This is a genomic window from Streptomyces sp. NPDC111606 (assembly GCF_055656945.1).
In genome coordinates this window covers 129,695-150,902 of sequence record NZ_JBVKBY010000006.1, presented here as the reverse complement: position 1 = coordinate 150,902, position 21,208 = coordinate 129,695, and the positions used below count along the sequence as shown (strand labels likewise).

The following is a 21,208-nucleotide window of genomic DNA, read 5'->3' as shown; positions in this document are numbered from 1 at the left end:
GTGTACACCGCAGACGCCGGCGAGCGCCGACGTCAGGCTGCCGGCGCCCGCGTGAAGCGGAGCGTGGTGGCGATCGTCGTGAGGCCGCGCATCATGCCGAGCTGGTTCCAGCTCATGCCGAAGTGCTCGCGGTCGACTGTGAATTCGGCGTCCAGGGTGAGCGAGCGGTCGTCGGCGCCGACGAGGCGACCGGTGAAGGAACTGGGCCGGCTGATGCCGCGGACGGTGAGCTGACCGACCACGTGCACGCCGTCGCCGTCGCGGAGCTCGGCGCTGCGGACCGCGAAGGTGATCTCGGGGTGGTGGGCGGCATCGAGGAAGTCGGCCGAGCGCAGGTGCTCGTCGCGCTTGGCGTTGCGGGTGTCCAGGGAGGCGGCGTCCAGGGTGATCGTGCCGACGGCGGAGCCGTCGGGCCGCACCTCGCCGTTGCCGGTGACGGCGGCGAAGGCACCCTTCACGGTGACCAGGCCCCAGAACGTCCTGTGCCGGACGGCGACGGTGGAGGTGGTGCTGTCGAGCTGCCAGGTTCCGGTTTCGACGGCGACGGTCATGATCTCTCACTCCTGATCATCGGGGCTCGGGTTGAGTCCGTAGTCCAAATTTGGATGACATCACGCTAGCCGATACTCCAAAATTGAACAACAGCTACACTCGAATCCATGGCCGACCTCCCCGACTGCCCCTCCGCCTCCGGCGACGGACTCCTGCCCGCCGAGCTGCACGCCTGGATGCTGATGCTGGCCGCGACGGGGGCCGTCGAGCAGGAGCTGCGCTCCGTCGTCAAGGAGCGACTGGACGTCTCGCACGACGAGTTCCTGGTTCTGTGCCTGCTCGCCGCGGACCCCGGCCAGGCCCTGCGCATGACGCGGATCGCCGAGCTCCTGGGCCGCCCCAAGACCCGGCTCACCTACCAGATCGCCTGCCTCCAGCACGCCGGCCTCGTCACCCGCAAGTCGGTGTGCGGCGACAAGCGGGGCGTCGAGGTGGCCCTCACCGAGAAGGCACGGGGCCTGCTCAAGGAGGCCTCCGGAGTCCTCGCCGAGACGGTCAAGGAGGCGCTGGCGCGGTTCATGGGTCCCACCCAGCGCGAGGCGATGTGCGCGCTGATGCCCGACTTCGCGGCGGAGGCGACGCCGGAGTAGCTCCCGGGCGGTCGTCGCGGGGTGCGGTTGCGTGCACCCGTGAACGCGTCGACGGGGAGGTCCGTTTCGGCACCGGGAGCCGGGCCGCGTACTCCATCGACGCCTCGAACTACCGCCGGAGGCAGACGGAAGCCCGGCTGCCGGGACAGCTGGCGCTCCCGCCCTCCACCTCGGCCAAGTGCCGCTGGTCAGGCGGCGGGAGCCCCGTCGAGGACCTCCACCCGGCCGGTGTCGAGTGAGTAGTAGGCGCTGACGACGGCCAGGTCGCCCTTCTTCACGAGTGGGGCGAGAGACGGGTCTCTGCGCAGGTCGGCGGCCGTCTGCCGGGCATGGACGCGGATCATGGCGTCGACCGGATCGACGTGCTTCTCCTTGGCTGTGGCCTCGTACGCCGGGCGGAGGGCCTCGGCGATCGACTGGAGGTTGCCCGGCAGCGGCTTGCGCTCCTTCAGCGCCGAGTACGACGCCTTGACCGCACCGCAGCGCTGGTGCCCGAGCACCAGGATCAGCGGGGTGCCCGCGGTCAGGGGGCCGTACTCGACGGAACCGGTGACCACGGGGGCGACCACCTGGCCGCCGGTGCGTATCGCGAACAGGTCGCCGATGCCGGTGTCGAAGACCATCTCCGGCGGCACCCGGGAGTCGATGCACGAGACGATGACGCCGTACGGGTCCTGCTCCCGGGCGACGGACGCACGCCGGTCGAGACCCTGGTCGGGGCGCTGAAGCGTCCCGTTCACCCAGCGCTTGTTGCCGGCCAACAGCCGTGCGAGCGCGGCGGAGGGCGTCCCGGGTGGCATGCTCGCGGACACCGAGGGAGTCGGCGCCGCCACGGCCGACGCCTTCGGTGCCGAGCCGTTGTCCGCCTTGGCCGAACAGCCCGTGATCACGGCCGCGGTCGCCACGAGCCCTCCGGTGAGAACGGCTCGGCGCTGCGGTTGCGAGACACTGCCCATGGCACGCTTCCCTTCTGCTGTTTCCCCTGGTGGGGCGGGTGGTGCCACTGTTTCGAAACGGCGGTTAGCAGCCGTACAGCGCTGATCCAGGGGACGAGAAGGGCACGTCCAAAACACGCAGAGACGCCAACGGTCGCTATGCGTAAGGCGAGTTGAGGGCGCGGCCGAACGTTCCTCAGGGGGCCGGCGTCATAGCCGTAGCCGCCTTCGAAGGGACTGCCGCCATGACCGCCGTATCCCGGCCCACCCGTGCCGTGTTCAGTGCCTCACTGATCGGAGGGCTGCTCTGCGCGGTCACCGCGTGCGGCGCGGAGACGGCGAAGAGTACGTCGGCCCACAGCCGGACCACCTGGCAGGAGCCCGCCGCGTACACGTACACGCTCCGCTCCAGCGAGGGGGAACGGACCCTGATCGGCACCTTCCGGATAACCGTCCGCGACGGCGCCGTGGTCAAGGCGGTCGGCCTGGACGACAGCGGGCGACGCGTGGCGCAGGACATCCCCGACGCGGTGCCCACCCTGGGGGAACTCCTGGAGGAACTGGAGCAGGCACGGCGCGACGACGCGGACGTGGCCGAGGCGGAGTACGCCGCCGACGGGCACCCGGTGCGGATCTCGTTGGACTGGGAGAAGAACGCGATCGACGACGAGGCGCTGTATGTCATCAGCGCCTGCCGGCCGATCGGCGACCAGGGGGACGGTCGGTCCCACTAGGCCGGCTGGCCCATCGCCATGAGCGCCGCCACCCGGCTGAGGGACATGGTCGAGGCACGGAACCGACCCGGAGCCGACCACCGATCGACCTCGCCGAACGCGACGCCCTGCCCGCCCCGCAGGCTGGGCCACCCCTGTGCACCAGGAGAGACCTCATGCGAGCAACACTCATGTACGGCGCCGGCGACGTCCGCGTCGAGAACGTCCCGGACCCGGAGCTCCAGAGCCCCACCGACGCCGTCGTACGCGTCACGGCCTCCTGCATCTGCGGCAGCGACCTGTGGCCGTATGCCCAGATGCCGACGGCGCCTCAGGGCCGCCGTATGGGACACGAGTTCCTCGGCGTGGTCGAGGACGTCGGCTCGGAGGTGTCCGGGTTCAAGCGCGGGGACGTGGTCGTGGCGCCCTTTGTGTGGGCCGACAACACCTGCGACTTCTGCCGTGCCGGGCTGCAGACCTCCTGCCGCCACGGCGGCCAGTGGGGCCTGGACGGCGTCGACGGCGGTCAGGGCGAGGCCGTGCGCGTGCCGCAGGCACAGGGCACGCTGGTGAAGCTGCCGGTCGCCGAGGAGTCGACGCTGCTGCCCGCCCTGCTCACGCTCTCCGACGTGTACTGCACCGGCCACCACGGCGTGGTGACGTCGCGGGTCGGACCGGGGAAGTCGGTGACGGTGATCGGCGACGGGGCGGTCGGCCTCGGCGCCGTCCTGGCCGCCAAGCGGCTCGGCGCCGAGCAGATCATTCTGATGGGCCACCACCAGGCACGCACGGACCTCGGCCGCGAGTTCGGCGCCACCGACGTCGTCGCCGAGCGCGGCGACGAAGGCATCGAGCGGGTACGGGAGTTGACCGGCGGCGACGGCACGCACGCAGTCGTGGAGGCCGTCGGCGCCGAGCAGTCGATGCACACCGCCCTCGGCATCGTCCGCGACGGCGGCGCCATCAGCCGCCTCGGGGTGGCCCAGTACACGGACGTGCCGCTCGGGATGGACACGATCATGAGGAACATCACCGTGACCGGTGGCGTCGCTCCTGCCCGCGCCTACATCGAGGAACTTCTGCCGGACGTGCTGGACGGCACGGTCGAGCCCGGTCGCGTGTTCGACCACACCATCGGCGTCGACGAGGTACCGGACGGCTACCGGGCGATGGCCGACCGCAGCGCGCTCAAGGTCCTGATCCGGCCCTGAGGCGGGCCGCGCGGGGCGGTGGGCCTCTCGGCGGTCGACGCCGGCGCCGGAGTGAGCGTGTCGCCCCGCTCCCGGTGCCAGGAGCACGTCGACTCCGGCCGCCTCATGGTGCTCCACGACCCGGAGGAGCCGCCGCTGAACACCCTGTTCCGTGTCCATCGGCCGGGCTCCGAGACCGACCCTGACGTGATCCCGGGGCCGCCACGGCCTGACCCACGCCCGAGGCGGACCAGGTCAGGACCCCTTCGCGGCCGGCTCCAGAATCGCCACGCACTCCACATGATGAGTCATCGGAAACAGATCAAACGCCCGCAGCATCCGCACCCGATACCCCCCGTCCCGGAAGTACCCCAAGTCCCGCGCCAGCGCCGCCGGATCACAAGCCACATACGCGATGCGCCGCGCCCCCAGCGACGCCAGATGCGCCACCGTCTGCCGGCCGGCACCGGCCCGCGGGGGGTCCAGGACGATCAGGTCCACCTCGGTGATCCCCGTACGCGGCAGTACCGACTCGACCTTGCCCTGTTCGATGCGGACCCGTTCGAAGTCGGCCAGGTTGTGCCGGGCGTCCTCCACCGCGCGCTTGCCGGACTCGATGCCAAGGACCGCTCCCTTGTCGCCGAGGCGGTCGGCGAGGGCGCCGGCGAAGAGGCCGACGCCGCAGTAGAGGTCGAGGGCCATCTCGCCCTTGCGGGGCAGCAGGCCCTGCATGACCGCCGTCACCAGGGTGTCCGCGGCCTTCGGGTGGACCTGCCAGAAGCCGCCGCTGCCGACCCGGTGCGTACGGCCGTCCGCGCGTTCGCGGACGAAGGGGCGGCCGTGGACGCGGTGGACGCCGCCGTCCTTCTCGCCGACCCGCATGACCGAGACCGGCCGGTCCAGTTCGACGATCGGCAGGCGCCCGCCCGGCCTCGGCGTCAGGATCACCTGGCGGTCCTGCGAACCGGTCGCCGCGATCGCCTCCACCCCGGCCATGCCGGTCCAGTCGCGCTTCTCGATGCCGAGTTCGCTGACGCCCTCGGCGGCGATCATGCAGTGGTCGATCGGCTCGACGTCGTGCGAGCGGTGCCGGCGCAGTCCGGCGTGGCCGTCGGCGTCGACGGCGTACTGCACGCGCGTCCGCCACTGCGGGACCTGCCCCGCGGGCAGCTTGTCGCCCTCGGCGGGCATGACGGTGCCGTCCCAGCCGATGTCCTCGGGCGTGAGTCCCGCGAGCCGCTGCAGCTGCTCGGCGATGACCTCGCCCTTCATCCGGCGCTGCGCCCCCGGCTTGGCGTGCTGCCAGTCGCAGCCACCGCAGCGGCCGGGCCCGGCGAAGGGGCAGGGGGCCTCGATGCGGTCCTTGGACGCCGACAGCACCTCGACCGCGTCGGCACGCAGGAAGCGGTCGCCCTCGTCGCCCTCGGTCACCCGGGCCACGACTCGCTCGCCGGGCAGGGTGTGCCGGACGAACAGGACCTGGCCGGCGTCCGTGCGGGCGATGCAGTGCCCGCCGTGGGCGACGGGGCCGATCTCGACCTCGTACTCCTCCCCCACCAGCGACTTCTTCTCTTCTGCCTGCATGGTGGGGTGACTCCAGATCGAGAGGCGGGACGGCGCGGCCCTCGACGGCGCTCTTCAGCGGCCCGGGCCCGGCAACAGCCCACCAGTCTACGTCCTCCAGGCCGCGCGCCCGGCCCCCGTCAGTGCTGGGCGCCCGGCCCCCGTCAGCGCTTGCCGTCCGGCTCGGCGGGCTCCTTCGCCCGCTCCGTGGCCGGCCCCCGCCGCACCGCTCCCGGCGCGTTCCAGTCCTGCCGCTTGCGGGCCCTGACCTTCGCCGCCTCGGACGACTGGAGCTGGTAGGGCACCGAGGTCACCATGATGCCCGGCGTGAACAGCAGCCGGCCCTTCAGCCGGAGCGCGCTCTGGTTGTGCAGCAGATGCTCGTACCAGTGGCCGACGACGTACTCGGGGATGATCACGGACACCGCGTCGCGCGGGGACTCCTTGCGCAGCCCCTTCACGTACTCGATGATCGGCCGCGTGATCTCGCGGTAGGGCGAGTCGAGGACCTTCAGCGGTACGTCGATCCCGCGCCGCTCCCACTCCTCGCGCAGCGCCTTGGTCTCCGCCGGGTCGACGTTGACGCTGAGCGCCTCCAGGGTGTCGGAGCGCATCAACTTGGCGTAGGCCAGGGCGCGCAGGGCGGGGCGGTGGATCTTGGAGACCAGGACGACCGAGTGCACGCGGGACGGCCGTACGCTGTCGTCGCTCGGGCCCTCGGGGGCGGCGAGTTCCTCGGAGACGTGGTCGTAGTGGCGGCGGATCGCCGTCATCACACCGTAGAAGATCACCATGCCGAGCAGGGCCACCCAGGCGCCGTGCGTGAACTTGGTGACGAGGACGACGATCAGGACCAGGCCGGTGAAGAAGGCGCCGAAGGTGTTGATCGCGCGGGAGCGGATCATGTGGCGGCGCTTGGCCTGGTCCTTCTCCGTCCTCAGCAGGCGGTTCCAGTGGCGGACCATGCCGGTCTGGCTGAGCGTGAAGGACACGAACACGCCGACGATGTACAGCTGGATCAGGCGCGTGGAGTCGGCGCCGTAGACCCAGACCAGCAGCATGGCCGCGCCCGCCAGCAGCACGATGCCGTTGGAGAAGGCCAGCCGGTCGCCGCGGGTGTGCAGCTGGCGCGGCAGATAGCGGTCCTGGGCGAGGATCGAGCCGAGCACCGGGAAGCCGTTGTAGGCGGTGTTGGCCGCCAGGAACAGCACCAGAGCGGTGGCCGCGGCGAGCACGATGAAGAAGAAGCTGCCCTTGCCGAAGACAGCCTCGGCAACCTGGGTGATCACGGGGTTCTGGACATAGCCGGAGCCGACCGCGACACCGTCCTTGATCAGGTCGACGGCCGGGTTCTCGGCCATGCGGACCTTGGTCACCATGGCGAGCGCGATGATGCCGCAGAACATCGTGACGGCCAGCAGGCCCATCATCGCGAGCGTGGTCGCCGCGTTCTTCGACTTGGGCTTGCGGAAGGCCGGGACGCCGTTGGAGATCGCCTCGACACCGGTGAGCGCGGCACAGCCGGAGGAGAAGGCGCGCAGCAGGAGGAAGACGAGCGCGAAGCCCGCCAGTCCCTCGTGCTCCGGTTTGATCTCGTACGACGCCGTGGGTGCCCGCATGGTGTCGTCGAGGATCAGCCCGCGGAACGCGCCCCACGCGATCATGATGAAGACGCCCACGACGAAGACGTACGTCGGGATGGCGAAGAGGCCGCCGGACTCCCGTACGCCGCGCAGGTTCATCACCGTCAGCAGCAGGATCACCGCGGCGGCGCACTCGACCTTGTGCTCGACCACGAACGGGATCGCGGAGCCGAGGTTCTCGATGCCGGACGAGATGGAGACGGCGACGGTCAGGACGTAGTCGACGAGCAGGGCGCTCGCGACCGTCAGGCCCGCCTTGGGGCCGAGGTTGGTGGTCGCCACCTCGTAGTCGCCGCCACCACTGGGGTAGGCGTGCACGTTCTGCCGGTAGGAGGCGACCACGGTGAACATCAGCACGACGACCGCGACCGCGATCCAGGGGCTGAAGTGGTACGCCGACACGCCCGCGATGGAGAGGACCAGCAGTACTTCTCCGGGCGCGTATGCCACGGAGGACAGCGGGTCGGAGGCAAAGACGGGCAGTGCGATGCGCTTCGGCAGGAGCGTTTCCGCCAGCCGGTCACTGCGCAGCGCGCGCCCGATCAGAATCCGTTTGGGCACGTCGGTCAGTTTGGACACAACAGAGAATCGTAGGCCCCCTGCCTGGGCCGGAGCACATCCGGGTGAAATCACGCGCGGCGCCGGGGTGAATTCCGTGCCGCGCTCGCGCCTTGCGCCGATCCGTCCGGCGCCCTCATGCCTCCATGACCTGCGCCTGAACGCTCATCACCTGTCTGAAACCACCGGGAGACCTCATGTCGCAGACGACCGCTCAGCTCGTCGGAGTTCTCGTCTCGCTCGCCGGCCTCGGCGTCCTGACACTGGCCAGTCTGCGCAGCTTCAACCGCCGCTGAGGGTCGGACCCTCAGGGTCGGGTGCGCCGCGGCGGGACGCCCCGGTCGGCCTGTCGGACCCGGAGGTTACGGTGGACGAAGGCACACGCGAGCCCACGATCCGAACCGCGGGGGATCATCGACGGGATTCCCCGGCATGATGATGCCCAGCGGTCCCCGACCGGCCCGCGCCTGTTGCCCGGCGAACCGAGAGAAGGATATGAGCACCACGTTCACGCAAGTCAGACGCCTCACGAGGAGTGCGGGGTAAGCGCCGTGCACATCGTCATCATGGGTTGCGGAAGGGTGGGCTCCGCTCTTGCCCAGACCCTGGAGCAACAAGGGCATACGGTCGCCGTGATCGACCAGGACCCCACCGCGTTCCGCCGGCTGGGCCCCGGGTTCGGAGGCCGCCGGGTGACCGGCGTCGGCTTCGACCAGGACACCCTGCGCGAGGCGGGCATCGAGGAGGCGGGCGCCTTCGCCGCCGTCTCCAGCGGTGACAACTCCAACATCATCTCCGCGCGCGTGGCCCGCGAGATGTTCGGCGTGGAGAACGTCGCGGCCCGGATCTACGACCCCCGCCGCGCCGAGGTCTACCAGCGTCTCGGCATCCCCACCGTGGCCACGGTCCGCTGGACGGCCGACCAGATGCTGCGCCGCCTGCTGCCCTCGGGCGCCGAGCCGCTGTGGCGGGACCCCACCGGCGGCGTGCAGCTCGCCGAGGTGCACGCGTCCACGGACTGGGTGGGCCACAAGATCAGCAGGCTGCAGGAGGAGACGGGCGTCCGCGTCGCCTTCCTGACCCGGCTCGGTGAGGCGATCCTGCCCACCTCGCAGACGGTGCTGCAGGAGGGCGATCTGGTGCACGTCATGATGCGCACCGACGAGGTCGACAAGGTCGAGGCGGCGTTCGCCAAGGGTCCCGAAGAGGAGGGCGGTCACTGATGAGGGTCGCCATTGCCGGTGCCGGTGCGGTGGGCCGCTCGATCGCGGGCGAACTGCTGGAGAACGGCCACGAGGTCCTTCTGATCGACAAGGCGCCGACCGCCATCTCGGTCGAACGCGTCCCGCAGGCGGAGTGGCTGCTGGCCGACGCCTGCGAGATCACGTCGCTGGACGAGGCAGCCCTCCAGCGCTGCAACGTGGTGATCGCCGCGACGGGCGACGACAAGGTCAACCTCGTCGTCTCCCTGCTGGCGAAGACGGAGTACGGCGTGCCGCGCGTCGTGGCCCGCGTGAACAACCCCAAGAACGAGTGGCTGTTCAACGAGGCCTGGGGCGTCGACGTGGCCGTCTCCACCCCCCGCCTGATGTCGGCCCTGGTCGAGGAAGCGGTCTCGGTCGGCGACCTGGTCCGCCTCCTGCGCTTCAGCCACGGCGACGCCAACCTCGTCGAACTGACCCTGCCGGAGGAGTCGGCCCTGGCCGGCACCCAGGTCGGCGACGTGGAATGGCCCCAGGACACATCCCTGGTGACCATCATCCGCGGCACCCGGGTCCTCACTCCCTCCCGCGAGGACTCCCTGGAAGCAGGGGACGAGCTCCTCTTCGTGGCCGCCCAGGCCAGGGAGGAGCAGCTGGAGGATTTGCTGTCGGTGCGGCGCGAGGACGCGGCGGGCTAGTCTCTGCGGGCTTACGACGGTGAAGGGCGCCCTGGAGATCGCAGGGCGCCCTTCACTATTGGGGGCGGGTCGGCAAAACCAGCCCGTCCGGCGTTTGAGGACGAGGCCGTTCAGGCCGAAGCGGGGGTCTGGGGGCGGCGGCTCCCAGGGAGGGCCGTACCAACGGCAGGTGCCTACTCGGCCGAGCCGGCGGCAGCCTTGCGTTCCTCTTCGGCCTTCTCGGCCGCCTCCATCTCCGCGAACACGTCGATCGGCGCGGGCGCCTTCGCCAGGAACACCCAGGTCAGCCATACGGCCAGCAGGAACGGGGGAATCTTCAGGGCGATCAGGACCCAGCCGAACTGCGTGGTGTCCGCCCACCAGTACAGCGGGAAGAGGATCGCGCACTTGGCGAGCAGGATCAGGCCCCACGCCCAACTGGCCTTCGCGTACGCCTTCTTGCGCCCGGGATTGCGCGTGCGCCAGGAGAGGTTCTCCTTGAACACCGGGCCGAGGATCAGCCCGATCAACGGCACACCGCACAAGGTCGTGATGATGTACGCGAGCGCCAGTCCCAGCGTGTAGAGCATGCCGGGCAGGTAGAAGTCCTTCGCGTTGCCGGTCATCATCGCGAACACGACACCGAAGGCGACGCCGAAGACGCCACTGAACGCGTGCTTGATGGTGTCCCGCATCACCAGGCGCACCACCACCAGCACCAAGGACACCGCGAGCGCGGCGATGGCCGACAGGTGCAGGTCCTTGTTGATCGTGTAGATGGTGACGAAGAGCAGACCCGGCAGCACCGTCTCGATCATGCCGCGCATGCCACCGAAGGCCTCGAACAGCGCGGCCTCGGTCACCGCCCGGGCATTCTGCTCGGCGTCTGCGGTGGTGTCGGTGGTGTCTTCAGTCGGCTTGTCGAGCGACGTCACCGGCTACTCCCGTCCGAGGGGTCTCAGTTCGTATTTCGGGTTGAACAGCACCCGGCGGCCGCGGCTCATGGAGACCCGGCCCGATGCGATCAGCCGGCGCCCCGGCTCTATCCCGACTATGGAGCGCCTGCCGAGCCACACCACGTCCAGGGCGGCGGAGCCGTCGAACAGCTCGGCCTCCAGGGCGGGGACTCCCGCACGCGGCCGCAGGGTGACCGTGCGCAAGGTACCAGTAACCGTCACTATCTGCCGGTCACGGCAGTCACCGATCTTGATACAGCCGGTCGTCTCGGCGTCCTCACGCAGCTCCTCGGACTCCAGGTCCTCCTGCGACGAGGAGAGCCGGTCGAGCATGCGCCGGAACCGGCCCACCGACTTTTCCGAACGAGGAACAGCACTCATGTCTTGAAGCCTACCGGGGTGCACCGACACTCTCGTACCCCCGGTGCCGACGCCCGAACCAGCCGCTGCCGACCCGCCCCACGGCTCACTTCTCGAACCTGTACCCCATCCCCGGCTCCGTGATGAAGTGCTTGGGGTGCGACGGATCCCCCTCCAGCTTCCTGCGCAGCTGGGCCATGTACACCCGCAGGTAGTTCGTCTCCGTCCCGTACGACGGCCCCCACACCTCCTGGAGCAGCTGCTTCTGGCTGACGAGCCGCCCGGTGTTGCGGACCAGCACCTCCAGCAGATGCCACTCCGTGGGGGTCAGCCGTACGTCCTTCCCGCCCCGGTTGACCTTCTTCGCGGCCAGGTCGACGGTGAACGCCTCGGTCTCCACCGTGGTCACGTCGTCCTCGCCGGGCCCGACCGGCTCGGCGCGGCGGACGGCGGCGCGGAGCCGGGCGAGCAGCTCGTCCATGCCGAAGGGCTTGGTGACGTAGTCGTCGGCGCCCGCGTCCAGCGCCTCGACCTTCTCGTCGGAGGAGTGCCGGGCGGACAGCACCAGGATCGGCACCCGGGTCCAGCCGCGCAGCCCGCGGATCACCTCGACGCCGTCCATGTCGGGCAGACCGAGGTCGAGGACGACCACGTCGGGGTGGCGGGTGGCCGCGAGTTCGAGGGCGGTGGCCCCGTCGTGGGCCGCGTCGACCTCGTACTTGCGGGCCTTGAGGTTGATCACGAGGGCGCGCACGATCTGCGGCTCGTCCTCGATCACCAGCACCCTCGTGGGGGCCTGGGGGGTCCCCCCGGTCGGGCTCAGCATGCGGCCTGCCTTTCGGGTTCCACGGGGGGCTCCAGTGGTACGCCCCCCTCTTCGTGAAGCGCCGCGCGCGATCCCGCCGCCCGCAGCGTGAGCACCATGGTGAGGCCGCCGCCCGGCGTGTCCTCGGCGTTGAGCGTGCCGCCCATCGCCTCGGCGAAGCCGCGCGCGACCGCGAGCCCGAGCCCCACTCCGGCTCCGCGCGGGGCGTCGCCGTAGCGCTGGAAGGGCGCGAAGATGCGTTCCTTCGCCTCGTCGGGCACGCCGGGGCCACGGTCGACCACCCGGACCTCGACCCGTTCGGCGATGGCGCTGGCGGCGACGAGGACCTTGCTGCCGTCCGGGCTGTACTTGACGGCGTTCTCGACCAGGTTGGCAACCGACCGTTCCAGCAGCCCGGGGTCCACGGCGACCATGGGCAGCGTCTCCGGGATGTCCAGCTCCACGCTGTCCTCCGGCACCCCGCCGAGCGCCATCGGCACCACCTCGTCGAGGTCGATCTCGCGGATGAGCGGCGTCACCGTGCCGGTCTGCAGCCGGGACATGTCGAGGAGGTTCCCCACGAGGTGGTCGAGCCGGTCGGCGCCCTCCTCGATGCCCTCCAGCAGCTCGGCCTCGTCCTCCTGGGACCACGCCACGTCGTCGGACCGCAGCGACGAGACCGCCGCCTTGATGCCGGCGAGCGGCGTACGGAGGTCATGGCTGACGGCCGCGAGCAGCGCCGTACGGATCCGGTTGCCCTCGGCCAGCTCCTTGGCCTGGTCGGCCTCCTCCTGGAGCCTGCGGCGGTCCAGGACGACCGCGGCCTGCGCGGCGAAGGCGGCGAGCACCCGGCGGTCCTCGGCGGGCAGCACCCGTCCGGTCAGCGCGAGCGCCATGTGGTCGCCGACCGGTACGTCGACGTCCGCGTCCTCGGGCCGCTGCGGTGCCCGTTCCAGGCCCACCCGGCCCGCGCACGTCCACGGGTCCACGTCACCGGCGCGCTCCAGCAGGGCCGCGGACTCCATGCCGAAGGTCTCGCGGACGCGCTCCAGCAGCTCCTCCAGGCCTGTCTCGCCGCGCAGCACGTTGCCCGCGAGGAAGGAGAGGATCTCCGACTCGGCGCGCAGGCGTGCCGCCTGGTGTGTGCGGCGGGCGGCGAGGTCGACCACGGAGGCGACCGACACCGCCACGAAGACGAAGATCACGAGGGCGAGCAGGTTCTTCGGGTCGGCGATGGTCAGCGTGTGGGCGGGCGGCGTGAAGAACCAGTTCAGCAGCAGTGAGCCGACCGCCGCCGACGCGAGTGCCGGGAAGAGCCCGCCGAGCAGGGCGGCGCCCACCGTCAGGGTCAGGAACAGCAGCATGTCGTTGGCGAGACCGAGGTCGGCGTCGACATGGGTCAGCAGCAGCGTGAGCAGCACGGGGCCGACGACGCCGGTGAACCAGCCCCAGATGATCCGTGCCCGGCCGAGGCGCGCTCCCCGGGCCACGGGAAGTCCGCGCCCCTTGGCGACCTCCTCGTGCGTGACGATGTGCACGTCGAGGTCGGGGCCCGACTCCCGGGCCACCGTCACGCCCACCCCCGGTCCGAACACGTACTGCCAGCTCCTGCGGCGCGAGGAGCCGAGGACGATCTGGGTGGCGTTCACACCGCGCGCGAAGGCCAGCAGGGCCGCCGGGATGTCGTCCCCGACGACATGGTGGAAGGTTCCTCCAAGGTCCTCGACGAGGGTGCGCTGGACGGCCAGCTCCTTGGGCGAGGCAGAGGTCAGGCCGTCGCTGCGGGCGATGTAGACGGCCAGCACCTCACCGCCGGCGCCCTTCTCCGCCAGCCGGGCGGCCCGGCGGATCAGCGTCCGCCCTTCCGGGCCGCCGGTCAGGCCCACGACGATCCGCTCCCGTGAACCCCAGATCTTCGACACCCGGTGATCACTGCGGTACTGCTTCAGATACTCGTCGACCCGGTCGGCCACCCACAGCAGCGCCAGTTCCCGCAGGGCGGTCAGGTTCCCGGGGCGGAAGTAGTTCGACAGGGCCGCGTCGACCTTGTCCGGCTGGTAGACGTTCCCGTGTGCCATCCGCCGCCGCAGCGCCTGGGGCGACATGTCGACGAGCTCGATCTGGTCGGCCCGGCGCACCACCTCGTCCGGCACGGTCTCCTGCTGCCGTACACCCGTGATCGACTCGACGACGTCCCCCAGCGACTCCAGGTGCTGGATGTTGACGGTCGATATCACGTCGATGCCGGCCGCGAGGAGTTCCTCCACGTCCTGCCAGCGCTTGGCGTTGCGTGAGCCGGGGATGTTGGTGTGGGCGAGTTCGTCGACGAGCGCGACCTGCGGATGCCGGGCCAGGACGGCGTCGACGTCCATCTCGGTGAAGGCGCTCTCCCGGTACGTCAGGTCCTTGCGCTGTATCTGCTCCAGCCCGTGCAGCATCACCTCGGTGCGCGGCCGGCCGTGGTGCTCCACGAACGCGACCACGCAGTCGGTGCCCCGCTCCACCCGCCGGTGCGCCTCGGACAGCATGGCGTACGTCTTGCCGACGCCCGGTGCCGCACCGAGGTAGATCCGAAGCTTGCCGCGTCCCATGTTCCTCATTGTGTTCCGGCCACTGCTGCCTACGCAGCGTCGACCTTACGGCCAATATTCGCGACAAATGGGGCCGGGTGCGGCGGCGGGAGCGTCTTTGACGCAACTCTGACGCTCCCGCCAGGTACGTAGTGGGAACTCAGCCGGGGTTGTCGGCGTGCGTGAGGGTCTCCCAGGCCACGAAGAGGTTGTTGCTGCCGGACGGGCGATTGCGTGTGTTCAGGGTCTCGGTGTTGGTCATGGCATGGCCGAGCCGGTTGGCCAGGGCGTTGTGCCCGACCTCGGTGACCGGGCCGAGCCCGAGCTTCAGCGAGCCGCGGCACAGCCAGCTGGGCACGCCCTCACCGAGCTCGTACTTGGCCTGGAACCCGAGCGCGTGCCGCAGCCGCTCACCGACGTCGGTGCCGTACAGGTCCTGCCCCTGGATCCGGCTGGTCTCCGCGACATGCGAGATCGCGGAGATGCCGTAGCCGGTGTGCGTGAAGTCGCGGCAGGTCTCCTGGGTGAGGCCGGTGACGAAGGTGGACTGCCCCTGCCAGTAGTTGACGATCTTCTCGCGTGTGTTGAGGTTCTGGCTCGGCACGGTCTTCGGCAGATCGCCGTCCGAGGACAGGTACACATAGGCGGCGGTACGGGTGCGGAACTTCCCCATGGCCTTGTCGTACGACGCCTTGTCCTCGAGGAAGACGGAGATGCCGACGGCGGCCTCCATCATCGACAGCTCCCAGTTGCCGTTGGAGTTCGAGCCGTTGATGATCTCGGGCAGGTAGACGGTGCGGAGCATGGTGGCGAACCGGCCGGAGTTCGCCCAGTTCCCGGTGTACGTGTGCTTGATGATCTCGGCGGCCTTGGGCCAGGACGAGCCGGCCCAGCCCGTCTGCAGGGGCGCGTTGCTGTTGGTGTGGTCCCTGACGGTGGCCGACCAGGCGTCCATCAGCTCGATGGCCTTCTTCGCGTGCCGCTCGTCGCGGGTGATGTACCAGGCCAGAGCCTGGGTGTAGGCGGCTATCGCGTCCTCGCGCTCGTCCGTGCAGCCGTAGTTGGGGTTCGAGTACGAACCGCATTCGACGACCGCGCGGGGCTTGGGCGTGCGGTTCAGATCGGCGTACTTGCTCGCCATCATCCGGTCGAAGGCGCCCTTCCAGGGCTGGGCGCCGGCGTTGACCTTGGAGCGGGTGAAGTCCAACTGGCTCTTGGAGACGGTGACTCCGGGGTGGACGAAGGTGGTGGGAGCGGCGCCGGCGGGCCAGGCGAGAACACCGGCGACGAGGGCGGCCGCGGCCGTGAGGAGTGCGGTTCTGCGCATGCGTGGGGGGCCTTCCGTTCTCGTATGTGAACGTGAAGCGCCTTTATGAACGGGCGCGTTGGGCCGAGACGGTAGGTACAGACCAATGCACCGTCAAGAGTTCACGCACGAGAAAGGGCCGCACCCCTGAGGGGTACGGCCCTGATGTCGCTACGAGATTCAGCGAACCTCGGTGATCTCCGGCCCGCGCTGGAGCTGACCCATACCGCCGGAGAAGCGCGAACCGGCCTCCTCCTGCTGGACGCCCTCGGGGACCATCTGGGCGTCGGTCGGAAGCTGCAGGACGATCGGGTCACGGGGGGCCATCGGGCCTTCGCCGCGGACCACGACCGTGTCCCGGAAGATCTGCTCGAGCAGACCGGCCGCCTGCGGCTGCACGGCACCCTGACCCGAGATCACACCGCGCAGGAACCAGCGGGGTCCGTCCACGCCGACGAACCGCACGACCTGGAAACCGCCCGTGCCGTCCGGCAGCTGAACCGGTACCTGGGCCCGCAGCTCCCAGCCGAGCGGCCCTTCGACCTCGTCGATGATGCCACCCTGCTGAGTGATGCCCGAGCCGATCTCCTCGCGCACCTCGCCCCAGATGCCCTCGCGCTTGGGCGCGGCGAAGGCCTGCAGCTGAATGGCGCTGTCGCGCAGCACGACGGTGGCCGCGACGATCGCGTCACCCGCGACCTCCACGCGCAGTTCCATGCCGTCGACGCCCGGCACCAACAGGCCGCCCAGGTCCACCCGGCCCTCGCCGGGCTCGCGGATCTCGGAGCTGTCCCAGGGCCCGTCAGGCCGCGGTTCCGGCTCCAGCCGTACGCGCTCGCGCGTACCGTCGTCGTCCGCCTCAGTGTCGATGTCGACGACCTGCTCGGGCTCGCCCGCCGCGTCCTCGGCGGCACCCTTCTTGTTGCGACGTCCGAACACGTCACTGTCCTTCCCGGTCGGATACGACCGAAGCGTATCGATTCCCACCCGTAGTGCCGCCATCGGCGGCCTGACCGCTTGTATCGCTTGTTTCGCCCACCGCGGCATGCCCGCCGGTGGACCCGAAGCCCCCCTCGGCCCGTGCCGAATCGGGAAGCTCCGCGACCTCCTGGAAGCGAACCCTCTCGACCTGCTGGACAACCAGTTGGGCAATCCGGTCGAAGCGCTCGAACCGCACGGGCTCGTGCGGGTCGAGATTCACCACGATCACCTTGATCTCCCCACGGTACCCGGCATCAACCGTCCCCGGGGCATTCACGAGGGCGACACCGCAGCGGGCGGCGAGACCGGAGCGCGGGTGCACGAAGGCCGCGTACCCCTCCGGGAGGGCGACAGACACCCCGGTGGGCAGCACGGCCCGTTCCCCCGGCTTGAGTTCGCGGCTCTCGGTGGTGCGCAGATCGGCTCCCGCGTCACCGGGAAGCGCGTACGTCGGAAGCGGTACGTCCGGGTCGACCCGGCGGATCAGCACGTTCAGGGGTTCACGGCTCACGGGTTCACCTCGAAGGCACGGGCACGCCGGACCTGGTCCGGGTCGTTCATGGCGGCCCGGATCTCCTCCGGGCGGCCGTTGTCGATGAAGTGGTCGACCTTCACCTCGATGAAGAGGGCGTCGGCACGTACGGCGACCGGCCCGTCCGGACCGCCGATCCGCCCGGTGGCGGTGGAGTAGATCTTGCGGCCCGCCACGGCCGTCACCTCGGCCTCCAGGTACAGGACCGTGCCCACCGGAACCGGCCGTACGAAGTCGGTCTCCAGCCGTCCGGTCACGGCGATCGTCCGCAGCAGCCAGTTCAGCGAGCCGAGGCTCTCGTCGAGGGCGGTCGCGAGGACACCGCCGTGCGCCAGCCCGGGCGCGCCCTGATGGGCGGGCTGCACGGTGAACTCGGCCGTGATGCTGACGCCGTCACCCGCCCGTGCCTCCAGGTGCAGTCCGTGGGGCTGCTCGCCGCCGCAGCCGAAACACTCGCCGTAGTGCGCACCGAGAAGCTCACCGGGCGCGGGGGCCTCGGCATGCCGCACCGGTTTCACGGCGTCGGCCGGAGGCTCAAGAGACGGGGAATTGCCACTCACAGCCGCAGACCTTACCCGCGCGTCGGCTGTATCCGGACACCGTGCCAAGCTTGGCTCCATGCAGCTCTCCGCCGCCCCGTACGAAGAACGCCTCACCGCCCCCCGCTCCTGGTGGCTGGTCTCGTGCCTGGTCGGGCTCTCCCTGGCCCTGATCCTGCTGCCCTTCGGCACGCTGCCCATGCTCGCCGGCCTGGCCGGCGGCACCGCCGTGGCGGCCGTCATGGCCAGCTCGTACGGCTCGGTCCGCATCCGCGTGGTGGGCGACGCGCTGATCGCCGGTGAGGCGAAGGTTCCGGTGCGGGCGCTGGGCGAGGCACACGTGCTGGACCCCGAGGAGGCCCGCGCCTGGCGCACCCACAAGGCCGACACCCGGGCATTCCTGCTGCTGCGCGCGTACATCCCCACGGCCCTGCGGGTCGAGGTCACCGACCCCGGCGACCCGACCCCGTACCTCTACCTGTCGACCCGTGAGCCGGAGCGGCTGGCGGAGGCGATCAAGGCGGCGAAGGTGTCGGCCTAGCACACCAGAACGGCCCTTCACCGGCCCTGGTCAAGGCTTGCTCTGCCGGTCGTAAAGGTTTCGCCGCGGCAATCCGAACGGCTTCTCTCGGGTGTCCCGACCGCCGGTTCTCAGCCGTCGCCGAGTTTCTTGTGCCGGGCTTCACGCATGATGTCGTCCATCTCGAGCGGGTGCGCCGGGCGTTCCAGAGCCGGCAGTTCCGGCAACTCGTCCCACGGGACCTGGACCTTCCGCAGGTCCGCCCGAATGCGTGCCGCGAGTTTCTTGGTGTCCCGGCGGTTCATGACCGCGCCGACGGCGGCGCCCACCATGAAGGGCATCAGGTTCGGCAGGTTCCGGACCATGCGCTTCATGATCTGCTGACGCAGCTCGCGCTTCATCTGCCCGCCGAGGGCGGCGTTGATCGTCGCAGGCTTCATCGGGTCGATGCCGCGCTCCTCGGACCACGAGGACAGATACGCGGTGCTGCGTTCTCTGAGATTGCCGGGCGGGCGTACGCCGTACACCTCGTGCAGCTCGGCGATCATCTTCAGCTCGATGGCGGCCACACCGGTGATCTCGGCGGCCAGTTCCGTCGGCATCGCGGGCGGCACCGGCAGCATCGCCGCCGCACCCACTCCCGCACCGACCGTGGAGCTCGCGTTCGCGGCGCCCGCGACGAGTTTGTCCGCGAGTTGCTCGGGCCCGAGGCCCGGGAAGTGCCGACGCAGGGTCGCGAGGTCCCGTACGGGGATCCGCGGGGCGTTCTCGATGATCCGGTCGGCCAGGTACGCCAGGCCTGCCCTGGCGCGGCTGCCGCCCTTACGGACCCCTTCCCTGGCCTTTTCCCGGATCACCGCGACCCGCCGCTTCGCGACGGGCGCGGGAACCTCCACCGATGCCGGGAGGTCAGCCCCGGACATCGGTTCGAGCGAGGCTCCCTTATCGGATGAGCCCCGCTCGCCTTCACGCGCGCCGTACGAGCCGTCGGACGGCCCCTGGTCCGCTCCCCGCGCGGGGAAGCGGCGCTTCCAAGGAGGGGTCGAGCCAGTCATGCCCGACCCGACCTCAGTCGCAGTCGCGGCAGATCGGCTGGCCGTTCTTCTCCCGGGCCAGCTGGCTGCGGTGGTGCACCAGGAAGCAGCTCATGCAGGTGAACTCGTCCTGCTGCTTGGGCAGCACCCGGACGGCCAACTCCTCATTCGAGAGGTCCGCGCCGGGCAGCTCCAGGCCTTCGGCAGCCTCGAACTCGTCGACGTCAACTGCGGACGTCGACTTGTCGTTCCGCCTGGCCTTCAGCTCTTCAAGGCTGTCCGAGTCGACGTCGTCGTCGGTCTTGCGTGGGGTGTCGTAATCCGTTGCCATGTCGCTCTCCCCCTCTGGGTGTCTGCGGTGTCTCCAGCGCACGTAACGCGTGAGAGGCCGGACTTGTGCCCGACCCGAGGCGGAGATTTTGCCTCACATCAAGGTCTGTTACTCAATCGACACCCAACCGGACTCCTCAAGAGTGATCGGCTTGGATGGCGAACGGGACCGTACACGGTCCCAATGCCGCAGTTCAAAGGCGTCTCACCGTGTACTTCCCGTGATCAAGACCCCCGAAAACCCGGATTTTCCCGGCTTTCCGACTGGACACATGATCACGGAGAGTAGATGGCCGGAAAACCGCCCTTGTGATCGATCACACATGGAACAGCCGACCGGGTGCCCAGAAAATTCCGCGCAAAGCGAACATCCCCGAATACCCGCCGGGTGTCGGCGCACATGGTCTCAGACCGGAAGGGTGACTCGCATCACGAGACCTCCGCCCTCACGTGGCTGCGCCGAGATGTTCCCGCCGTGCGCCCGCGCCACGGACCGCACGATGGACAGTCCCAGGCCCACACCCTTGTCGCTGCCGGTGCGCTCCGTACGCAGCCGCCGGAACGGCTCGAAGAGGTTGTCGATCTCGTACGCCGGCACCACCGGCCCGGTGTTGGAGACGACCAGGACGGCCTGCCCGTGCTGGATCTCGGTGGTGACCTCGACCCAGCCGCCCTCCGGGATGTTGTACCGGACGGCGTTCTGCACCAGGTTCAGCGCGATCCGCTCCAGCAGCACGCCATTGCCCTGGACGACCGCGGGCTTCTGCTCGCCGCGGATCGTCACGCCCTTGGCCTGCGCCTCCGCGTGCACCTGGTCGACGGCCTGCTCGGCCACCTCCGCGAGGTCCACGGGTTTGCGCTCGACGATCTGGTTGTCGCTGCGGGCGAGCAGCAGCAGGCCCTCGACCAGTTGCTCGCTGCGTTCGTTGGTGGCCAGCAGCGTCTTGCCGAGCTGCTGGAGCTCCACCGGCGCGCTCGGGTCCGACAGGTGCACCTCGAGGAGCGTGCGGTTGATCGCGAGCGGGGTGCGCAGCTCGTGCGAGGCGTTGCCGACGAAGCGCTGCTGGGCGGTGAAGGCCCGCTGCAATCGCTCCAGCATCTCGTCGAAGGTGTCGGCCAGCTCCTTCAGCTCGTCGTCCGGGCCGTCCAGTTCGATACGGCGGGACAGGTCCGAGCCCGCCACCGCACGCGCGGTCCGGGTGATCCGGCCCAGCGGCGACAGGACACGGCCGGCCATGGCGTAGCCGAAGGCGAAGGCGATGATCGCGAGGCCGAGGAGAGCCAGGAGGGAGCGGCTCAGCAGATCGTCCAGGGCGTGCCGACGCTGGTCGGCGTCGCACTGCTTCAGGATCTCGTTGAGCTCGCCGTTGGTCTTGGCGGAGTCCAGCTGGGGACAGGTCGAACTGGTGATGTCTATGTTCGTCCCGGTCACCTGGAACGACTGACCGCTGCCTTCGTGGAGGGCCTGGGCCGCCAGCAGGTAGATGATCGACAGCAGCAGGATTCCGGCGATCAGGAACATGCCGCCGTACAGCAGGGTGAGCCTTATACGGATCGTGGGGCGAAGCCAGGGGAAGACCTGCTCGGGCCTTCTGGGTTCCCAGGTGGGTTTCGGCGGCGCCTGCGGGGGCGCGGGGGTCGTGGCCATGGTG

At 69.9% G+C, this 21,208-nt stretch carries 21 protein-coding genes; 6 read left to right on the top strand and 15 right to left on the bottom strand.

The features are described 5' to 3' along the window. Window positions 1–32 precede the first annotated feature (32 nt). The gene (locus ACZ7M7_RS22235) at window positions 33–551 is read right to left on the bottom strand and encodes a YceI family protein (protein ID WP_472119499.1); all 519 of its coding nucleotides are present in this window, start codon (window positions 549–551) and stop codon (window positions 33–35) included. A gap of 108 nt (window positions 552–659) precedes the next feature. Here ACZ7M7_RS22235 and ACZ7M7_RS22230 point away from each other — a divergent pair, with 108 nt between their 5' ends. Further along, window positions 660–1,142, top strand: a complete 483-nt coding sequence (locus ACZ7M7_RS22230; protein ID WP_383604597.1) for a MarR family winged helix-turn-helix transcriptional regulator — start codon at window positions 660–662, stop codon at window positions 1,140–1,142. 188 nt (window positions 1,143–1,330) lie between these two features. On the opposite strand, the gene ACZ7M7_RS22225 is transcribed toward ACZ7M7_RS22230, so the two are convergent. After that, window positions 1,331–2,098 (bottom strand): carbonic anhydrase, encoded by a 768-nt coding sequence (locus ACZ7M7_RS22225; RefSeq protein ID WP_472119496.1) that lies wholly within the window; start codon window positions 2,096–2,098, stop codon window positions 1,331–1,333. A 224-nt stretch (window positions 2,099–2,322) separates the two neighbouring features. Between ACZ7M7_RS22225 and ACZ7M7_RS22220 the strand changes: the two genes are divergently transcribed. Both ACZ7M7_RS22220 and ACZ7M7_RS22215 read left to right on the top strand, forming a co-directional pair. Next, window positions 2,323–2,811, top strand: a complete 489-nt coding sequence (locus ACZ7M7_RS22220) for a DUF6174 domain-containing protein (protein WP_472119493.1) — start codon at window positions 2,323–2,325, stop codon at window positions 2,809–2,811. A 155-nt stretch (window positions 2,812–2,966) separates the two neighbouring features. Next, on the top strand, window positions 2,967–4,001 hold the full coding sequence (locus ACZ7M7_RS22215) for a zinc-binding dehydrogenase (protein WP_472119489.1): 1,035 nt from the start codon (window positions 2,967–2,969) through the stop codon (window positions 3,999–4,001). 234 nt (window positions 4,002–4,235) lie between these two features. Here ACZ7M7_RS22215 and ACZ7M7_RS22210 read toward each other — a convergent pair whose 3' ends face one another. Continuing rightward, window positions 4,236–5,564 (bottom strand): class I SAM-dependent RNA methyltransferase, encoded by a 1,329-nt coding sequence (locus tag ACZ7M7_RS22210; protein ID WP_451168360.1) that lies wholly within the window; start codon window positions 5,562–5,564, stop codon window positions 4,236–4,238. A 143-nt stretch (window positions 5,565–5,707) separates the two neighbouring features. Next, window positions 5,708–7,765 (bottom strand): APC family permease, encoded by a 2,058-nt coding sequence (locus ACZ7M7_RS22205; protein ID WP_472119486.1) that lies wholly within the window; start codon window positions 7,763–7,765, stop codon window positions 5,708–5,710. A gap of 530 nt (window positions 7,766–8,295) precedes the next feature. Between ACZ7M7_RS22205 and ACZ7M7_RS22200 the strand changes: the two genes are divergently transcribed. Further along, complete coding sequence (locus ACZ7M7_RS22200) at window positions 8,296–8,967, top strand: potassium channel family protein (RefSeq protein ID WP_328422468.1); 672 nt, start codon at window positions 8,296–8,298, stop codon at window positions 8,965–8,967. Further along, a complete protein-coding gene (locus ACZ7M7_RS22195) occupies window positions 8,967–9,644 on the top strand; it encodes a potassium channel family protein (protein ID WP_062670424.1) in 678 nt (225 codons plus the stop codon). Before ACZ7M7_RS22200 ends, ACZ7M7_RS22195 begins: the two co-directional genes overlap by 1 nt. A gap of 173 nt (window positions 9,645–9,817) precedes the next feature. On the opposite strand, the gene ACZ7M7_RS22190 is transcribed toward ACZ7M7_RS22195, so the two are convergent. The 8 genes from ACZ7M7_RS22190 to ACZ7M7_RS22155 all read right to left on the bottom strand — a co-directional run bounded on the left by ACZ7M7_RS22190 (window position 9,818) and on the right by ACZ7M7_RS22155 (window position 17,693). Beyond that, entirely contained in the window at window positions 9,818–10,558 is a 741-nt protein-coding gene (locus ACZ7M7_RS22190) for a DUF3159 domain-containing protein (protein WP_383604639.1), read from the bottom strand. A gap of 3 nt (window positions 10,559–10,561) precedes the next feature. Next, window positions 10,562–10,960 carry an OB-fold nucleic acid binding domain-containing protein gene (locus tag ACZ7M7_RS22185; RefSeq protein ID WP_383604642.1) on the bottom strand — a complete coding sequence of 133 codons (399 nt, stop codon included), beginning with the start codon at window positions 10,958–10,960 and terminating at the stop codon, window positions 10,562–10,564. An 85-nt stretch (window positions 10,961–11,045) separates the two neighbouring features. Then, window positions 11,046–11,765 carry a response regulator gene (locus tag ACZ7M7_RS22180; protein WP_472119481.1) on the bottom strand — a complete coding sequence of 240 codons (720 nt, stop codon included), beginning with the start codon at window positions 11,763–11,765 and terminating at the stop codon, window positions 11,046–11,048. Continuing rightward, window positions 11,759–14,335, bottom strand: a complete 2,577-nt coding sequence (locus ACZ7M7_RS22175) for a DUF4118 domain-containing protein (protein ID WP_472119478.1) — start codon at window positions 14,333–14,335, stop codon at window positions 11,759–11,761. Before ACZ7M7_RS22175 ends, ACZ7M7_RS22180 begins: the two co-directional genes overlap by 7 nt. Window positions 14,336–14,474: 139 nt before the next feature. Then, window positions 14,475–15,641, bottom strand: coding sequence for an alginate lyase family protein (locus ACZ7M7_RS22170; RefSeq protein ID WP_472119475.1), 1,167 nt, complete (start codon window positions 15,639–15,641; stop codon window positions 14,475–14,477). Window positions 15,642–15,800: 159 nt separating this feature from the next. Then, window positions 15,801–16,559 (bottom strand): DUF3710 domain-containing protein, encoded by a 759-nt coding sequence (locus tag ACZ7M7_RS22165; protein ID WP_383604651.1) that lies wholly within the window; start codon window positions 16,557–16,559, stop codon window positions 15,801–15,803. 1 nt (window position 16,560) lies between these two features. Further along, a complete protein-coding gene (dut, locus tag ACZ7M7_RS22160; RefSeq protein ID WP_383604654.1) occupies window positions 16,561–17,112 on the bottom strand; it encodes a dUTP diphosphatase in 552 nt (183 codons plus the stop codon). Further along, window positions 17,109–17,693, bottom strand: coding sequence for a PaaI family thioesterase (locus tag ACZ7M7_RS22155; protein ID WP_383604657.1), 585 nt, complete (start codon window positions 17,691–17,693; stop codon window positions 17,109–17,111). Before ACZ7M7_RS22155 ends, dut begins: the two co-directional genes overlap by 4 nt. Window positions 17,694–17,751: 58 nt before the next feature. Between ACZ7M7_RS22155 and ACZ7M7_RS22150 the strand changes: the two genes are divergently transcribed. Next, entirely contained in the window at window positions 17,752–18,213 is a 462-nt protein-coding gene (locus ACZ7M7_RS22150; protein ID WP_472119471.1) for a DUF3093 domain-containing protein, read from the top strand. A gap of 110 nt (window positions 18,214–18,323) precedes the next feature. On the opposite strand, the gene ACZ7M7_RS22145 is transcribed toward ACZ7M7_RS22150, so the two are convergent. The 3 genes from ACZ7M7_RS22145 to ACZ7M7_RS22135 form a co-directional block, all read right to left on the bottom strand. Beyond that, window positions 18,324–19,247, bottom strand: coding sequence for a hypothetical protein (locus ACZ7M7_RS22145; protein ID WP_472119468.1), 924 nt, complete (start codon window positions 19,245–19,247; stop codon window positions 18,324–18,326). Window positions 19,248–19,260: 13 nt separating this feature from the next. Beyond that, window positions 19,261–19,557 carry a DUF4193 domain-containing protein gene (locus tag ACZ7M7_RS22140; RefSeq protein ID WP_005481602.1) on the bottom strand — a complete coding sequence of 99 codons (297 nt, stop codon included), beginning with the start codon at window positions 19,555–19,557 and terminating at the stop codon, window positions 19,261–19,263. A 405-nt stretch (window positions 19,558–19,962) separates the two neighbouring features. After that, window positions 19,963–21,204 (bottom strand): sensor histidine kinase, encoded by a 1,242-nt coding sequence (locus ACZ7M7_RS22135; protein WP_383604666.1) that lies wholly within the window; start codon window positions 21,202–21,204, stop codon window positions 19,963–19,965. Window positions 21,205–21,208 lie beyond the last annotated feature (4 nt).

What these genes read in the sequence shown, in the direction of transcription:
- ACZ7M7_RS22195 (WP_062670424.1), top strand. Translation starts at nt 8,967, where the DNA reads ATGAGGGTCGCCATTGCCGGTGCCGGTGCGGTGGGCCGCTCGATCGCG.
- ACZ7M7_RS22150 (WP_472119471.1), top strand. Translation starts at nt 17,752, where the DNA reads ATGCAGCTCTCCGCCGCCCCGTACGAAGAACGCCTCACCGCCCCCCGC.
- ACZ7M7_RS22210 (WP_451168360.1), bottom strand. Translation starts at nt 5,564, where the DNA reads ATGCAGGCAGAAGAGAAGAAGTCGCTGGTGGGGGAGGAGTACGAGGTC.
- ACZ7M7_RS22180 (WP_472119481.1), bottom strand. Translation starts at nt 11,765, where the DNA reads ATGCTGAGCCCGACCGGGGGGACCCCCCAGGCCCCCACGAGGGTGCTG.
- ACZ7M7_RS22185 (WP_383604642.1), bottom strand. Translation starts at nt 10,960, where the DNA reads ATGAGTGCTGTTCCTCGTTCGGAAAAGTCGGTGGGCCGGTTCCGGCGC.
- ACZ7M7_RS22230 (WP_383604597.1), top strand. Translation starts at nt 660, where the DNA reads ATGGCCGACCTCCCCGACTGCCCCTCCGCCTCCGGCGACGGACTCCTG.
- ACZ7M7_RS22215 (WP_472119489.1), top strand. Translation starts at nt 2,967, where the DNA reads ATGCGAGCAACACTCATGTACGGCGCCGGCGACGTCCGCGTCGAGAAC.
- ACZ7M7_RS22225 (WP_472119496.1), bottom strand. Translation starts at nt 2,098, where the DNA reads ATGGGCAGTGTCTCGCAACCGCAGCGCCGAGCCGTTCTCACCGGAGGG.
- ACZ7M7_RS22145 (WP_472119468.1), bottom strand. Translation starts at nt 19,247, where the DNA reads ATGACTGGCTCGACCCCTCCTTGGAAGCGCCGCTTCCCCGCGCGGGGA.
- ACZ7M7_RS22140 (WP_005481602.1), bottom strand. Translation starts at nt 19,557, where the DNA reads ATGGCAACGGATTACGACACCCCACGCAAGACCGACGACGACGTCGAC.
- ACZ7M7_RS22220 (WP_472119493.1), top strand. Translation starts at nt 2,323, where the DNA reads ATGACCGCCGTATCCCGGCCCACCCGTGCCGTGTTCAGTGCCTCACTG.
- ACZ7M7_RS22235 (WP_472119499.1), bottom strand. Translation starts at nt 551, where the DNA reads ATGACCGTCGCCGTCGAAACCGGAACCTGGCAGCTCGACAGCACCACC.
- ACZ7M7_RS22135 (WP_383604666.1), bottom strand. Translation starts at nt 21,204, where the DNA reads ATGGCCACGACCCCCGCGCCCCCGCAGGCGCCGCCGAAACCCACCTGG.
- ACZ7M7_RS22175 (WP_472119478.1), bottom strand. Translation starts at nt 14,335, where the DNA reads ATGGGACGCGGCAAGCTTCGGATCTACCTCGGTGCGGCACCGGGCGTC.
- ACZ7M7_RS22170 (WP_472119475.1), bottom strand. Translation starts at nt 15,641, where the DNA reads ATGCGCAGAACCGCACTCCTCACGGCCGCGGCCGCCCTCGTCGCCGGT.